The following is a 13,524-nucleotide window of genomic DNA, read 5'->3' as shown; positions in this document are numbered from 1 at the left end:
ATATAGTCAATTGCCTGATCGGTATACGAAAGGACAGGGTCGCCGGGCGTCGCACGGCGCATGTTGTTGTAGAACTCATTTCGCGCGCCATTGCTCTCGGTCTTGGGGGACCAAAGGTGCTGCCCATCAATCTCTTGACGGGCGGTCTGATTATGATTCACCGACCAGAACTGAGCCATCTATCGCCCAAGCTAGCCGGAATTTCGGCAGGAATCGAGTGGATGCCAGCGCTCACAACACACCGCCTGCAGCAGGGTGTGTGCAACACCGGTTGCTTGTCGATCGCTATGGCCTCTGGCTAATGCCTTAGCTGGGGCGGTGACGGTACTTTTTGAGACGACCTGAGCGCGTCGCCGAACGTCGCGAGGTGCGAAAATCGCTCGATTGGTCCCGATAGTTGGCGAAACCTCAATGAGTTTGATGATTGGCCTCGTAGGTTCACAGAGGGCGGCGACGATCTCGTCGGGGTTCTCTTCCGCCTAGTTGAAGATCCAGGCGGCCGACCGGGAGATCGACGACTTCATCACCATCGCACGCTCGCGCCTAGCGTGACGAGAAGCTCGTCCAGTTGCTCGAACGTCTCGCCCATCGCATCCGCCGCCCCGGTGCCGGCAGCGTCGAGAGCTTCCTTTGAGGGATAGAGCTCGTGCATGACCAGCAGCGTCTTGCCACCTTTTTCCTCGAAGGTCACCGTGGTGATGGGTCCACCGTCACCACCTTCGTCATTGGTCCAGACGAGGCGCGAGTGCGGTGTCACTTCGATATACCTACCGAAGAACTCGTCAGGGTTTGAGGCATCGTGGCCGAACACCAAACGGTACCTGCCCCCGACACGAACATCCATCTCGCAGGAACGCAGGAACATGCCCATCGACTTCGGTGCCCACCACCGCATGAACAGCTCGGGCTTGGTCCAAGCCTCGAACACGGTGCGCGCCGGCGCGTCAAAAGTTCGCGTAACGACCAGCTCCCGGTCGGACTTCCGTTCCACTGTCGTGCGGTTCTTCATGGGGGTGGGCTCACTAGCTCTTGTTTCGTCCATCGACTTTCTCCTTCCGTTTCAATTCCTCGACAACCTTGTCCAACTCGTTGAAGCGTGCGTCCCAGAGCTGGCGGTGCCTCTCGATCCATGCCGCCTCTTCCTCCAGTGCGCGTAGGCCGAGCTTGCAGGTCCGCACGCGCCCGATCTTCTCCGTGGTGACGAGCCCCGCCTGCTCCAAGACGCCGACATGCTTCTTCATGCCCGTGAGGGTCATGTGGAACTTTTCGGCAAGGTCCGTGATCGAAGCGTCTGTACGTCCGAGCTGCTCCAGAATGCCGCGTCGGGTGGCGTCCGAGAGTGCGGCGAACGAGGCATCGAGACGGGTCTGAATATACTGAACCATATGGTTCAGTATTTACCAGACGGGTTGGCGGCGTGCAAGGGGAGGCCGAGTGGGCTGCGTTGCCGGCCGCCCCTTCTGGTAAATCGCAAGCGATTAGCGGATGTTCAAGTCGGAGCAGGGTCGGTGAGGAAGGGCATGATGTCCACGCCGTCTCCTGGGAAGACCGTGAAATGCGGGTGGTTCTCGAACAGGCGGGCGGCGGCATCGATGGTATCGGCCTCGACGACAATATAGCCGCAGAAAGGGTTCACGGCGTCGGCGATGCCGTCCCTGGTAACGCGCCTCGTCTTACCGACCATGCCGCCGCGATCGGGGAAAAATGCGGCATTTCTCTCCTCCCAGTCCGCCCACTGCTGTAGGCCGACGGCATCAATCGCATCCTGCTCGGGCTTAGGCAGGCTACGAAAGCGGGCGAGGTCTTCGGGCTTCATGGTGTAGACGGCAAGAAAACGGGGCATGCGGCGGTTTTTTCTTCATGCTGGCAGAAGCATGCTAGCTTAGTCTCCTGGAGGACCCAAGTCACTGCGCATTACCACCCTCTAAATGCCCGCCCGCTATTTGCGTCAGTCCTGTCGATGCCTATCAGTGAGCGCAGGTCCGAGTTTACGGGCCCTGCCTTGTTCACCCTCGGCGATCGCTCCGGCGCGCCGCATTGCCGTAAACACACCTCGACCAGTCTTTGCTTGAGCGGAGCAACTCCTGATTTCCCGCTTCGGCGAAGTAACCCTCGCCACACTCTCCGATCTCCCAATTGCTGCGTCGGGCCGGTCTGAAGGGGCGTTCAGGCCAACAATGACCCGAGGCTGAAGCTGGCATCCATTTGGAACGCCCGACCTGCCGGCGGGCGGAACTGCTCCACCACCAGATCAACGGGCACATCAAGCGTCATCCCTGTTCGGGGGACAGCCCGAATGCAGTCCGGCCGCCAAACGATGTGCTCACGATCATTCAGCCGAAGAATCACGGAGCAGCAGGCGCGACCCGACGTCCACAATAGACCTGATAGCGGGAAGCAGTTCCTGCCCCAGCGACGTCAGCTCATACTCCACGGTCGGCGGCGATGTCGGCATCACGTTGCGATAGAGGACGCCGCGCTCCTCGAGGTCCCGCAGTCTGCTGGTCAGTACCTTCGCCGAAACGGCTGGGGTATCGCGGCGGAGTTCCGAGAACCGACGCGGGCCTTCGCTCAGGGACCAGAGCACCTCGGGTGTCCAGCAGCCGCCAAGCAGCGCCATGCACCTCGACATGGGGCAGCCGGCGAGAGCCTTCACCTTTTTTCGCGTCTTGAGAACCATCGCCGTCCGCCATGGGGAGTTTCCAGTTGGTTACCGGAAAATGGTGGTAACCACAAGATACGTGGTTTCCAATGGTAACGATGGCCGCTATTCGAAGGCTCTCCGATCCACGAAACCACGAAATGGACTGAATGATGTACGCAATAACTGGAGCAACGGGACAGCTTGGCCGCCTGGTGATCGAGGCACTGCTGAAGACCATTCCCGCCGACCGGATCGTCGCGGCGGTTCGCAATCCGGCGAAGGCCAGCGATCTGGCAGAGCGCGGTGTCATCGTAAGGGGGGCGGACTACGACCATCCCGACACGCTCGCCGCAGCCTTCGCCGGTGTCCAGAAACTGCTGCTGATTTCGTCGACCGAGGTCAGCGGCCGCCTGCCGCGGCATCAGACGGTGATCGAGGCAGCCCAACGCGCCGGGGTTTCGCTGATCGCTTACACCAGCATGCTGCACGCCGACACGTCTCCCGCAACGCTCGCAATCGAGCATCGCCAGACGGAGGAGGTCATCGCGGCCTCGGGCCTTCCCGCCGTCATCCTGCGCAATGGCTGGTACACCGAGAACCATCTGCTGGCGCTTCCGGCGGCTCTGGAGCACGGCGCCTTCGTCGGCGCCGCGCAAGACGTGCGCTTCTCGTCCGCCGCGCGGCGGGACTATGCCGAGGCCGCAGCCGTGGTGCTGACGACCGACGGCCAGGCGAGGAAAACATACGAGCTCGCCGCAGACCAGGCCTTCACGCTCGCCGAGCTTGCGGCGGAGGTCTCGCGGCAATCGGGCAAGGTTATCGCCTACAACGATCTTTCCCAGGCCGCTTATCAGGATGTGTTGACGGGGGCCGGGCTACCGGCCGACTTCGCTGCGCTTCTGGCCGATACCGACGCTGCAGCCGCACGCGGAGCGTTGTTCGATGACGGAGGCGCCCTGGGGCGGCTGATCGGTCGTCCGACCACCTCGATGCAGAGCCTTGTCGCGGCCGCATTGCGCGGTTGAAGCCGGGGCTCAGAACTCGACGTGCATAGCGCCGCCGGTCGAAAGCGGATACGGGTCTTTAGATTTTCTCGACTGGATTGGGTTCTCCTTTCGTCGCACCGAGGCGGTTGAGCAGATTGAGCGTGATCCTGCCCGCATCGTTCATGGCGCCTGCGGCTGGCAGCGCGCCGCACCAGGCAACCGAGCTTGCCGAAAAGATCAAGCCGCCTGCTGCGAGCTTTCGCAGGGTCATTTCGGCGCAACGGCAGGCGATGCGTTGCGTATCCCCGCCCTCATACCAACGCGTCGGATCCTGGAAGAAGCTGTCGGGAAATCCCGTCGCACGCGCGATCACGACGGTGTCAGCGGAAGTGCCGAGGGCTGGATCCGTCGCATCCACTTCGTAGCCCGCGGCACCGCCCAGCACGATGCCGTCCGTGCCGAAGGTCGCATCTTCAACGCCTTCGAACAGCCATGCGCATCCTGCTTCATGGCTTTCCTCAGTGCGCGTGAAGGGACGCGCGCCTTCGAAGCCCATCAGTGAGATCGCGCCGCCGATCAGCGAGAATTCGCCTCGGCCGCGGGAGCGGAGATAGCCGCCTGGTTCGTTGGTGATCGACAGCGCCTGTGCGGCGACCGGGCCGTCCCAGGTTCGGCCGGCCTCCAGCGGCGAGCGCCGCAGCTCCATCAGATCGTCCTTGAAAGCCACAGTGGCAGCAAAGCCGTTTCCGCCGAGATAGGCGATGCTGCCGCCTTCGGCCACAAACTGCCGCAGCGCCTGCTCCATCTCGATCGACATATATTCGGGGTGACTGCCGGTGACGACGGCTTGATGTCGACGCAGACCGTCTATGCCGCATTCGTGCAAATCGTGATCGGTCATGACGTCAAACACGATTCCATTGTCGTGGCAGAAGCGGAGGAAGTGCAGATCGACCGGCAAATTATGTGGGCAGCCGCAGAGCGGATAATCGTAATCGTCCCTGAGCGTCACTTTCGGCTTTTTGTAGGAGCAGATGGAAACGCCGCTAAGGTCGGAATGGTAGTCGTAAAGAGATTTCAGATTGTTGGCGACCGCGAAGCGATGTCCCCGGTCGTCGCTTTTCCATTCATAAAGATGATCTGGGAGATATTCGTCCGCATAGGCGAGATAGGTGGCCGTCGGCACGAGATACAACAGCGGCGACGAAACCTGTGAAGAGGTGACGAAGAACACCACGCGTTCGTAGCCACCATCCCATTCGATCTGGAACGCGTAGACGCCTGGGCGTACGTTTTCAGGGATCGTCAAGCGGTGCGATGCCGGCCACTCAAGCGGGCCGATGTCGTCGTCGTGGCAATGGATAGCGTCGTAGTGCGACGGCACGAAGCGAGGCTCGAAGCTCGATCCGTCCCAGCGTGCCGAAGTCATGCAGAAGGCTGGCTGATTGATCACATCGAGGAGCAGCGGATCTGCTCCGCCCGACGACAGGATCGGCTGCGTTGGCAACAGCGTCGGGAAATCCCAGGCAACGGTCCCCTGTGGTGTGTCGAGCCGGATCGCGGCAAATTTCGCGTTGAGGGTAGGTTCGTGGTGGGTAGCACTTGCGCCGAAATGGATGCCGTGCGCCTGGAGGTTCCGCGCCGGGCTGCCAAAACCTTCATGGAGTTCGTAAGGCGCGAGAAGATCATGCGATTTGATGCGCAGGCGCGGCTGCTCCTGCCGCAGATCCAACTCGACAGTGAGCCACACACCAGTTGGCGCCTTCTTCTGGACAAAGGTTTCGTCACCGATTTCCAGGACAAATGCGCCGTCGCGGAGGCGCAGCCCGAGGACGCCTGCTTCCAGGATCGTACGCGCACCTTCGTTGCGCGTGAGGAACAGCTCAAAACGAATGCCGTGGACGGCTTGTACTTTGGCCAGCTCGCCGGGTCGGACGAACAGGAACGACCCTTGGTCGAAATACCGATGCTGTGGTTCACCTATCGTTTCGAAGGGCCAAGCGAGAAATTCCGGAGCCGGCTTGTCAAGCCGGCAAATTCGTGTGGCCTTTATCGGCCGATCGCAAGACAGGCTGAGGTTGATCTGCTGGCCTGCTTTGGCACTCCAGGGGGTGGTATAACCAACCACTCTCATCGCGTCGTGGTCTACTGCGCGCTTCATCTATCCTCCCGATGAACTCCAGATGGGCTGGGGCGAACCGCGTAGACCGGTCCGATGTCGGCCAATGCGCTGCCGCTCTGACAAGCAAAGGCCGCATGGCGCACTACCGCCATGATGTACATGCTTGTATAGATAAGCTGCATTCGGATAGTCTCGACGCGATCGGTCCAAGCGCCACATTACCAAGGAGGACGACATGCGCAACGCATCTCTCTTCGATCTGTCAGGCAGGAAGGCGCTTGTAACCGGCGCAAGCCGCGGCATCGGGCGCAGCATCGCCGAGGCGCTCAGCGCGGCCGGCGCCGACGTAGCGATCACGGCGCGCAGCGTGGCCTCGCTCGAGGAGACGATGGCCGCCCTCCGCATCGCCGGCGGGGTCGCGCATGCCGTCGCTCTGGACGTCACCGATGTCGACCGGTGCCGGGCGGCGACAGCCGAGGCCGGCAGCCTGCTCGGAGGTCTCGATATTCTCGTCAACAATGCAGGTATGGAAGAGGTCCGGCCCTCGCTCGACGTCGATGAGGCGCTGTGGGACAGGATTGTCGATACGAATCTCAAAGGCGCCTTCTTCTGCGCCCAAGCCGCCGCGCGGCAGATGAGAGACGCCGGACGGCCCGGCGTCATTATCAATCTCTGCTCGCTGACCTCCGAGGTCGGGGTTCCCACGGCGGTGCCATACGGCTCGTCGAAATCAGGCCTCCTCGGCATGACGCGGGCGCTTGCAGCGGAGTGGGCCGATCTCGGGATCCGGGTCAATGCCATCGCGCCTGGCTATTTCAGGACAGCGATGACAGACGTGTTCTACAGCAACGAGGCATGGCAACAATCGATGCTCGCCAAGATTCCGCAGCGCCGTTTTGGCGATCTCTCGGACCTGCACGGAATCGCGGTGTTCCTCGCTTCGGATGCGGCGGCCTACATAACCGGCCAGTCCATTCCCGTGGATGGAGGCTTTCTCGCATCGATTTGAAGGCTTCAGGGGCTGGAGACGTGTCCCAGAAGTGATCGACAAGCGCTAATCGTAATTGCGTCCTAAGAAAAGGAGCCGCCATGTCTGACGTCAGCTTTCACCGCCTGTCATCCCTCAGTGTCGATCAGCGGGCCAGTTTACTGAAACGTGCCGAAGGAGATCTGTCTTCCTTCATCGAAAAGGTCCGTCCGATCATCCAGGCCGTCAAGGATGAAGGTGACGCGGCCTTGCTCCGGTTTGTACGCGAGCTCGACAAAGCCGATGTTGCCGACGGTGAACTGAAAGTTTCGGAGGCGGAATTCGACGCGGCGTTCGACAAGGTCGACAAGGATGTCGTCGAGAGTATCCGGTTCGGCATCGACAACATCCGGCATTTTCACGAGGAGCAGCGTCCGGAAACAATGTGGCTCAAGGAAGTTCGGCCGGGCGCCTATGCGGGTGACCGATACACACCGATCGCTTCGGTTGCGCTTTATGTTCCGCGCGGCAAAGGCGCCTTCCCTTCGGTGACGATGATGACCTCGGTTCCGGCGGTGATTGCCGGGGTTCCCCAGATCGCGATCGTGACGCCTGCGACTTCGGATGGTTCCGTCGACGCCGCGACGCTGGTTGCTGCCCGCCTCGCCGGCGTGGAGACCGTGTACAAGTGCGGCGGCGCCCATGCGGTCGCCGCCGTCGCCTATGGAACCGAGACTGTGAAGCCCGCCGTCAAGATCGTCGGGCCGGGGAGCCCGTGGGTGGTGGCGGCAAAGAGCGTGTTGTCCCCAATCATCAACACAGGTCTCCCGGCCGGTCCGTCCGAAGCGATTATTTTTGCCGATGACAGCGTCGACGGCGGCCTGGCCGCTCTTGACCTGTTGATCGAAGCCGAGCACGGGCCGGATTCCTCGGCCTACCTGGTGACGCACAGCCGCAAGGTCGCCGAAGCCGCATTGATTGCGATACCGGAACACTGGTCGAGGATGAGCGAACAGCGTGTGGAGTTCTCACGCGCGGTGCTGACTGGGAAGCGCGGCGGCATCGTGCTGACCGAGTCGCTGGAGGACAGCTACCGGTTCATCAACGACTATGCGCCGGAGCACCTCGAGATTCTGTCAACGGAGCCATTTGCGCATCTCGGACGTATTACGGAAGCCGCCGAGATCCTCATGGGTCCGCATACGCCGGTGACCCTTGCCAACTTCGTCCTCGGGCCCAATGCGGTGCTGCCGACCAGCCGGTGGGCGCGAACCTTTGGACCGCTTTCCGTGACGGATTTCGTCAAGAGATCGTCGGTCGGCTATGTGACCTCGGCGGCCTATCCGGAACTCGCCCTGCATGCCCGCAGGCTCGCCCGCTACGAAGGATTCAGCTCGCATGAGAACGCGGTTTCGGAGATCCGCGATCGCTATCTCGCCGGCTGAGCGGAAACGATGATGATGAGGGCGGCGCGACTCCATGGACCCGGCGACTTGCGCGTCGAGGATATCGCCGCGCCAGGCGCTCCCGAGCCAGGCTGGGTGAAGCTGAGGGTCGATGCCGCAGGCATTTGCGGTTCCGATCTTCACAACTTTCGCACGGGCCAATGGATAAGCCGATCGCCTTCGACGGCTGGCCATGAGCTGACAGGCACGGTGATCGCCATCGGCGAGGGCGTGGATACCGTCGCCGTTGGCGACCGAGTGGTCGCCGATTCCCGTTTCTGGTGTGGAGAGTGCGCGCAATGCCATGCAGGCAGGCGGCATCTTTGCACGTCGCTGGGCTTCGTCGGCGAGATATGCGACGGCGGATTTGCCGAACAGGCGGTCCTGCCCGCGCGCCTCCTGCACATCATCGATGCCGCGCTGGACGAACGGATCGCGGCGATGGCCGAGCCGCTGGCTGTAGCGTTGCACGCAGTGCGGCGTCTGCCGAAAACGGCCGGCTCCGTTCTTGTCGTCGGCTGCGGGACTATCGGCGGGCTTGCCGCACTGCTGCTTTCCCGGACATTCGCAGGTACCGTGCTCGTCGCCGATCGCAATCAGGGCCGCTGCGCTCGGGTGGCGCGGGTGACCAGCGCCAGCATCGTCGATTTGAACCGGGACGCCATTGCCGCCGCCACCGCGGATGCCCCCTTGCTCGCTGCCGTCGAAGCGACCGGCAGCATCGCAGCACTCAGCCAGTTGCTCGGCGTTCTCGATGCCGGCGGCACCGTTGCGATGGTCGGCATATTCCATGGGCGCCTCGATATCGATCCCAACATCCTGGTTGAACGCGAAATCGCATTGCTGGGATGCCACGCCTTTGCCGATGAGCTTCCCGACGCCATCCGGATGCTCGGCGAGTTGACCGAGCCCATGGTCGAACTGATCGACCGCGAGATTGGCCTGGATGATGTTCCCGCAGCCTATGAGCGGTTGTTGGCGGGGCAGGGCGATGGCTTGAAAACAATCATCCAGATGCGGTCTGCCGGGCGCGTGTGATTTCCGAACGTTGCCGGAAAGGATTTTTGAAATGATCACTTTGCCCGACACCGCCAGCCCTCTTTACGAGAAGGTCAAGGACTACATCCTGACGAACATCGGAACGGGGCGATGGAGCAAGGACCGGAAGCTGCCGTCCGAAAATGAATTCGTGGCGACACTCGGCGTGTCTCGGATGACGGTCCACCGTGCCTTGCGGGAGTTGACCTCTGCGGGTTTTTTGATCCGGCTCCAGGGCGTCGGCACATTCATCGCGCCACCTCGACCGCAATCCGCACTGATCGAGATCAACAACATCGCGGCGGAAATTGTCGCGCGGGGAAACAGGCATCGCTCCGAGGTTATCGTCCTCGAAAAGATCATGCCGACAAAGGAGCTCGCGCTTTCTTTCGAGTTCGCAAGGCGCGCGTCGGTCTATCATTCCATCGTCGTCAACTTCGAGAACGACCTGCCTGTGCAACTGGAAGAGCGCTTCGTCAACCCGAGCCTGATACCCGACTATGACAAGCAGGACTTTTCCAAGACGGCGACCTACGACTATCTCATGCAAAAAACCCCGGTGACGGAGGTCGAGCACATCATCTCGGCGACTCCTGCCGATGCCGAGACGGCGCGGCATCTGGGCATCGATGTCGCAAGCTGCTGCCTGTTTCTGCATCGCCGGACATGGACGGGCGCCGTCGTTGCCACGATCAGCAAGCTGACTTACGTTGGAAGCCGCTACTCGCTTGGCAGTCGGTATTCTCCGTCCAAAAAGACCTGATCGCAGTGAAGCGAATCAGAGTTGGAAGGAGGGGTCTAACTTGTATATGCATGTATGTATTTAGCCTTGACATCCGCCGTTGCTGACGTTGAAGTGTCGTCGCACTTTCGTTGAACGGACAGCTAAGATGCCGAGGCACGGTGCTGCAAGAGCAGAAGCCCGCATTCTCACCAGGCCGGATGTTTGGTTCAAAAAAGCGGCCTGATCATCAAGGGGAACAAGATGATGCGTAACCTAGCAGGACAATTTCGGGCACTCGTTATGGCTGCTGCCGTCGGGTTTGCCCCGGCGGCCTACGCGGCCGACACGACAATTCCGGCGACGCCTGAGGCAGGAACATTCAAGATCGGCATCGAGCCATGGCTTGGCTATGGCCAGTGGCACGTCGCCGAGGCCAAGGGCCTGTTCAAGGCAAGCGGGCTGTCCGACGTGCAGATCGTGAACTTCGCCGAGGACAAGGACATCAACGCCGCCCTGGCGAGCGGCCAGCTCGATGCCGCCAACATCGCGACCCACACGGCTATGGGCATGGTTGCGGCCGGCCTGCCGGTGAAGATCGTGCTTCTGCTCGACGTCAGCATGACGGCAGACGCCATGATCGCCGGCAAGGACGTCGCCTCCGTCGCCGACCTCAAGGGCAAACAGGTCGCTTTCGAGGAAGGCACGACGAGCGACATCCTGCTCAAATACGCGCTCGCCAAGAACGGCATGTCCATCGCCGATGTCCAGCCGGTACCAATGCCGGCGGCGGATGCCGGCAGTGCGTTGATCGCCGGCCAGGTCCCGGTCGCGGTGACCTATGAGCCCTATCTCACCGCCGCCAGGGCACAGAACAAGGATGTCAAGCTACTCTTCACCGCAGGCGAAGATCCCGGCCTGATCAGCGACGTGTTCGTGGTGCGCGATGAGGTGATCAAGTCGCGTCCTGGCCAGGTGCTTGCCATGATCAAGACCTGGGATGCGGCCCTGAAGGCCTACAACGCCGACACGCCCGACGGCCGGGCGATCATCTCCAAGGCGGTTGGTTCGAGCGTCGAAGACCTCAACACCGCCTTTGATGGCGTGCGTTACTATAGTCTCGCCGAAAACAAGGATGCGCTGATGGGCGAATTCTCCACCAAGATATTCGCCGATGTCGAAGCGGCCGCCAAGAACGCCGGGCTGCTTCAGGCGGACGTGACGCCGGAGCAGATGATCGACCCGTCATTCGTCAAGGCCGCGAAATGACGAGGGCCGGCTCGCGGTGGTGACGCAAATGTCCGAGCAGCGTGCCACCAAAACGAGCCCGTCTCACGCAGTACCGAGGCCGGTGACCAAGCAACCGATGCTCCGTCGCCGATCCTCCGGGATCGGCGCGCCCATCGCACGCTCGCGCTTCCTGATGATAGCAGTGACCGTCTTTGCCGGCCTCGGCCTCGCCTGGTGGGCGGCAACGGGGCTGGGACTGGTAAAGCCAATTTTCCTGCCCTCGCCGGGAAGCGTGGTGACCCAACTCGGCAAGCTCTCGGGTGACGGCACGCTGTGGCTGGATCTCAGGACCTCGATATACCGTATTTCCATTGGCTTCCTCATCGCCTCGGCATTGGCGATTCCGATTGGCGTGCTGATCGGCAGCTTCAGGACCTGGGAAGCGGCGATCGAGCCGCTTGTGGATTTCATCCGTTACATGCCGGTGGTCGCTTTCGTGCCCCTCTCCATCCTGTGGTCGGGGACAGGCGATGCCCAGAAGTTCCTGATCATCTTCATAGGCACCTTCTTCCAGCAGGTGCTGATGATCATGGACAATGTGAAGCGGGTTCCCGCTGATTTCATTGGCCTTGGCAGGACGCTCGGGCTGCCGGATCGCAAGATCCTGACGCGCATTGTGGTTCCCAGCGCCTTGCCGGGCATCTGGGATACGTTGCGCATCAGTCTCGGCTGGGCCTGGACCTGGCTGGTATTGGCGGAACTTGTCGCGGCGACATCAGGCCTCGGCTACCGCATCACCGTGTCCCAGCGCTATTTCCAGACCAACACCATCATTGGGTACATCCTGCTGCTGGGCGTGCTTGGTCTCATCACCGACCAGGTCATGAAGGCACTGGGAAAAGTGCTGTTCCGGCAGGAAGGCCACGTGCAATGAGGCCAGGCCGATGAGTTTGCCCAAACTGCGGATCAAAGGTCTCCACAAGAGCTTCGGCACTGGCGCGCGGCGCACGGAAGTGCTGCGCGATATCAATCTCGATCTTGCCGACAACGAGTTCGTCTCGCTGGTGGGCACGTCGGGTTGCGGCAAGAGCACGCTGCTGTCGATCGTTGCCGGACTGCAGGATTTCGACGCCGGAGATCTTGCCATCGATGGCGCGCCGATCCTGCAGCCGGGCCTCGACCGCGGCGTCGTCTTCCAGTCCTACACCCTGCTTCCCTGGCTGACGGCGCAGCAGAACATCGAGTTCGCCCTCAAGGCCGCGGGTCATGATCGCGCGACCTGCCGCAGGATAGCACGCGAGCATCTCGATCTGGTCAAGCTCCCGCACAGCGCCAATCGCTATCCGTCCGAGCTTTCGGGCGGCATGAAGCAACGGGTGGCCATAGCGCGTGCTCTTTCCTATCGACCCAAAATGCTTCTGATGGACGAGCCCTTTGGCGCGCTCGATGCCTTGACCAGGCATCAGATGCAGGAACTCCTGACGCAGATCTGGGAGGAGCACAGGCTCACCGTGCTCTTCGTCACCCATGATGTGGAAGAAGCCGTCTACTTGTCGGACCGCATCATCGTGATGGGGATCGGCCCGGGACGCATCATGCAGACCTTCAATGTCGACATCGAGCGCCCGCGCCGGGAAGAGGTCATGGAAACCCCGGCCTTCATGGATTTGCAGCGCAGCGTGCACAAGGCGATCCGCGAGGCCTCAAAACGTCCCGAAATGGTTTAGGCGGGCCACTCAATTACTTACAATCGGCGACCAGCGTTGCGCCCAATCTCGATATCGCGCCATCGCAAATTCCCGACCAGGGGAGCCGCCATTGGCGTCCTGCTCCTCAACCTCGAAAAAAATTTGCAGGACAATGTCGATTTCCTAAACTCCGTTCGTCGTTTCGATGCCGGCCGGTGAGGCCGGCTCAACAAGGAGACAGACGATGCGTGTGATGGTGCTCGTGAAGGCTACCGAGGACAGCGAAAAGGGCTTTCTCCCCACGCCCGAGGCGAAGGAAGCGATGGAGGCGATGGGCAGATTTAACGACGAGCTGCGCAATGCCGGCATCTTGCTCGACGCCGACGGCCTCAAGCCCTCCTCGCAGGGCAAGCGCGTTGCGTTCGATGGTCCCCGCCGGACGGTCATCGACGGGCCTTTCGCCGAGACCCGCGAACTGGTCGCCGGCTTTTGGCTCTGGGAAGTCAAGGACATGGACGAGGCGGTCGCCTGGGTGAAGCGCTGCCCCAATCCCATGCCGGGACCGAGCGAGATTGAAATCCGGCCGCTGTACGAGATGGCTGATTGGCAATGGGAATCTGACGCCGGAGGTCACGGAAATCCATGACCGGACGCGCGAGAAGCGCAGCGGCAACTGAGACTGT

Annotated in this window: 14 protein-coding genes; 9 read left to right on the top strand and 5 right to left on the bottom strand. The window is 61.5% G+C overall.

Annotated features, from left to right (window positions below; translation table 11 throughout):
- Positions 1–523: 523 nt before the first annotated feature.
- The 4 genes from NKH23_RS24190 to NKH23_RS24175 form a co-directional block, all read right to left on the bottom strand.
- Positions 524–1,042, bottom strand: a complete 519-nt coding sequence (locus NKH23_RS24190; RefSeq protein WP_352715324.1) for an SRPBCC family protein — start codon at positions 1,040–1,042, stop codon at positions 524–526.
- Positions 1,023–1,385 (bottom strand): ArsR/SmtB family transcription factor, encoded by a 363-nt coding sequence (locus NKH23_RS24185; protein ID WP_352912889.1) that lies wholly within the window; start codon positions 1,383–1,385, stop codon positions 1,023–1,025. Before NKH23_RS24185 ends, NKH23_RS24190 begins: the two co-directional genes overlap by 20 nt.
- Before the next feature lie 104 nt (positions 1,386–1,489).
- Complete coding sequence (locus NKH23_RS24180) at positions 1,490–1,843, bottom strand: hypothetical protein (protein WP_352488411.1); 354 nt, start codon at positions 1,841–1,843, stop codon at positions 1,490–1,492.
- A gap of 486 nt (positions 1,844–2,329) precedes the next feature.
- Positions 2,330–2,680 (bottom strand): winged helix-turn-helix transcriptional regulator, encoded by a 351-nt coding sequence (locus tag NKH23_RS24175; RefSeq protein WP_352715320.1) that lies wholly within the window; start codon positions 2,678–2,680, stop codon positions 2,330–2,332.
- 134 nt (positions 2,681–2,814) lie between these two features.
- Between NKH23_RS24175 and NKH23_RS24170 the strand changes: the two genes are divergently transcribed.
- Positions 2,815–3,669: an SDR family oxidoreductase gene (locus NKH23_RS24170; protein ID WP_352715318.1), complete on the top strand. Its 855-nt coding sequence runs from the start codon at positions 2,815–2,817 to the stop codon at positions 3,667–3,669.
- Between the two features lie 58 nt (positions 3,670–3,727).
- On the opposite strand, the gene NKH23_RS24165 is transcribed toward NKH23_RS24170, so the two are convergent.
- Positions 3,728–5,791, bottom strand: a complete 2,064-nt coding sequence (locus tag NKH23_RS24165) for a N,N-dimethylformamidase beta subunit family domain-containing protein (RefSeq protein WP_352715315.1) — start codon at positions 5,789–5,791, stop codon at positions 3,728–3,730.
- A 196-nt stretch (positions 5,792–5,987) separates the two neighbouring features.
- Here NKH23_RS24165 and NKH23_RS24160 point away from each other — a divergent pair, with 196 nt between their 5' ends.
- From NKH23_RS24160 to NKH23_RS24125, 8 genes are all read left to right on the top strand, one after another.
- On the top strand, positions 5,988–6,761 hold the full coding sequence (locus NKH23_RS24160) for an SDR family NAD(P)-dependent oxidoreductase (RefSeq protein ID WP_352715312.1): 774 nt from the start codon (positions 5,988–5,990) through the stop codon (positions 6,759–6,761).
- A gap of 80 nt (positions 6,762–6,841) precedes the next feature.
- On the top strand, positions 6,842–8,164 hold the full coding sequence (gene hisD / locus NKH23_RS24155; RefSeq protein ID WP_352715310.1) for a histidinol dehydrogenase: 1,323 nt from the start codon (positions 6,842–6,844) through the stop codon (positions 8,162–8,164).
- 15 nt (positions 8,165–8,179) lie between these two features.
- Entirely contained in the window at positions 8,180–9,202 is a 1,023-nt protein-coding gene (locus tag NKH23_RS24150; protein ID WP_352912888.1) for a zinc-dependent alcohol dehydrogenase, read from the top strand.
- A gap of 31 nt (positions 9,203–9,233) precedes the next feature.
- Entirely contained in the window at positions 9,234–9,965 is a 732-nt protein-coding gene (gene hutC / locus NKH23_RS24145; protein ID WP_352715306.1) for a histidine utilization transcriptional repressor HutC, read from the top strand.
- Positions 9,966–10,190: 225 nt separating this feature from the next.
- A complete protein-coding gene (locus tag NKH23_RS24140) occupies positions 10,191–11,192 on the top strand; it encodes an ABC transporter substrate-binding protein (protein WP_502908316.1) in 1,002 nt (333 codons plus the stop codon).
- Positions 11,193–11,289: 97 nt separating this feature from the next.
- Positions 11,290–12,087 (top strand): ABC transporter permease, encoded by a 798-nt coding sequence (locus NKH23_RS24135; RefSeq protein WP_352912887.1) that lies wholly within the window; start codon positions 11,290–11,292, stop codon positions 12,085–12,087.
- Positions 12,088–12,097: 10 nt separating this feature from the next.
- The gene (locus NKH23_RS24130) at positions 12,098–12,880 is read left to right on the top strand and encodes an ABC transporter ATP-binding protein (RefSeq protein ID WP_292654399.1); all 783 of its coding nucleotides are present in this window, start codon (positions 12,098–12,100) and stop codon (positions 12,878–12,880) included.
- Between the two features lie 205 nt (positions 12,881–13,085).
- Complete coding sequence (locus tag NKH23_RS24125; protein ID WP_352475767.1) at positions 13,086–13,487, top strand: YciI family protein; 402 nt, start codon at positions 13,086–13,088, stop codon at positions 13,485–13,487.
- Positions 13,488–13,524 lie beyond the last annotated feature (37 nt).

Source organism: Mesorhizobium sp. M1328 (assembly GCF_040318075.1).
Lineage (GTDB): Bacteria > Pseudomonadota > Alphaproteobacteria > Rhizobiales > Rhizobiaceae > Mesorhizobium.
This window is presented reverse-complemented; position numbering and strand designations above follow the sequence as displayed.

Bases quoted from the DNA above. Each gene is read 5' to 3' on its own strand.
- NKH23_RS24180 (WP_352488411.1), bottom strand. From the start codon at position 1,843: ATGCCCCGTTTTCTTGCCGTCTACACCATGAAGCCCGAAGACCTCGCC.
- NKH23_RS24140 (WP_502908316.1), top strand. From the start codon at position 10,191: ATGCGTAACCTAGCAGGACAATTTCGGGCACTCGTTATGGCTGCTGCC.
- NKH23_RS24185 (WP_352912889.1), bottom strand. From the start codon at position 1,385: ATGGTTCAGTATATTCAGACCCGTCTCGATGCCTCGTTCGCCGCACTC.
- NKH23_RS24190 (WP_352715324.1), bottom strand. From the start codon at position 1,042: ATGGACGAAACAAGAGCTAGTGAGCCCACCCCCATGAAGAACCGCACG.
- NKH23_RS24130 (WP_292654399.1), top strand. From the start codon at position 12,098: ATGAGTTTGCCCAAACTGCGGATCAAAGGTCTCCACAAGAGCTTCGGC.
- hisD (WP_352715310.1), top strand. From the start codon at position 6,842: ATGTCTGACGTCAGCTTTCACCGCCTGTCATCCCTCAGTGTCGATCAG.
- NKH23_RS24170 (WP_352715318.1), top strand. From the start codon at position 2,815: ATGTACGCAATAACTGGAGCAACGGGACAGCTTGGCCGCCTGGTGATC.
- NKH23_RS24175 (WP_352715320.1), bottom strand. From the start codon at position 2,680: ATGGTTCTCAAGACGCGAAAAAAGGTGAAGGCTCTCGCCGGCTGCCCC.
- NKH23_RS24160 (WP_352715312.1), top strand. From the start codon at position 5,988: ATGCGCAACGCATCTCTCTTCGATCTGTCAGGCAGGAAGGCGCTTGTA.
- NKH23_RS24165 (WP_352715315.1), bottom strand. From the start codon at position 5,791: ATGAAGCGCGCAGTAGACCACGACGCGATGAGAGTGGTTGGTTATACC.
- NKH23_RS24150 (WP_352912888.1), top strand. From the start codon at position 8,180: ATGAGGGCGGCGCGACTCCATGGACCCGGCGACTTGCGCGTCGAGGAT.
- NKH23_RS24135 (WP_352912887.1), top strand. From the start codon at position 11,290: ATGCTCCGTCGCCGATCCTCCGGGATCGGCGCGCCCATCGCACGCTCG.
- hutC (WP_352715306.1), top strand. From the start codon at position 9,234: ATGATCACTTTGCCCGACACCGCCAGCCCTCTTTACGAGAAGGTCAAG.
- NKH23_RS24125 (WP_352475767.1), top strand. From the start codon at position 13,086: ATGCGTGTGATGGTGCTCGTGAAGGCTACCGAGGACAGCGAAAAGGGC.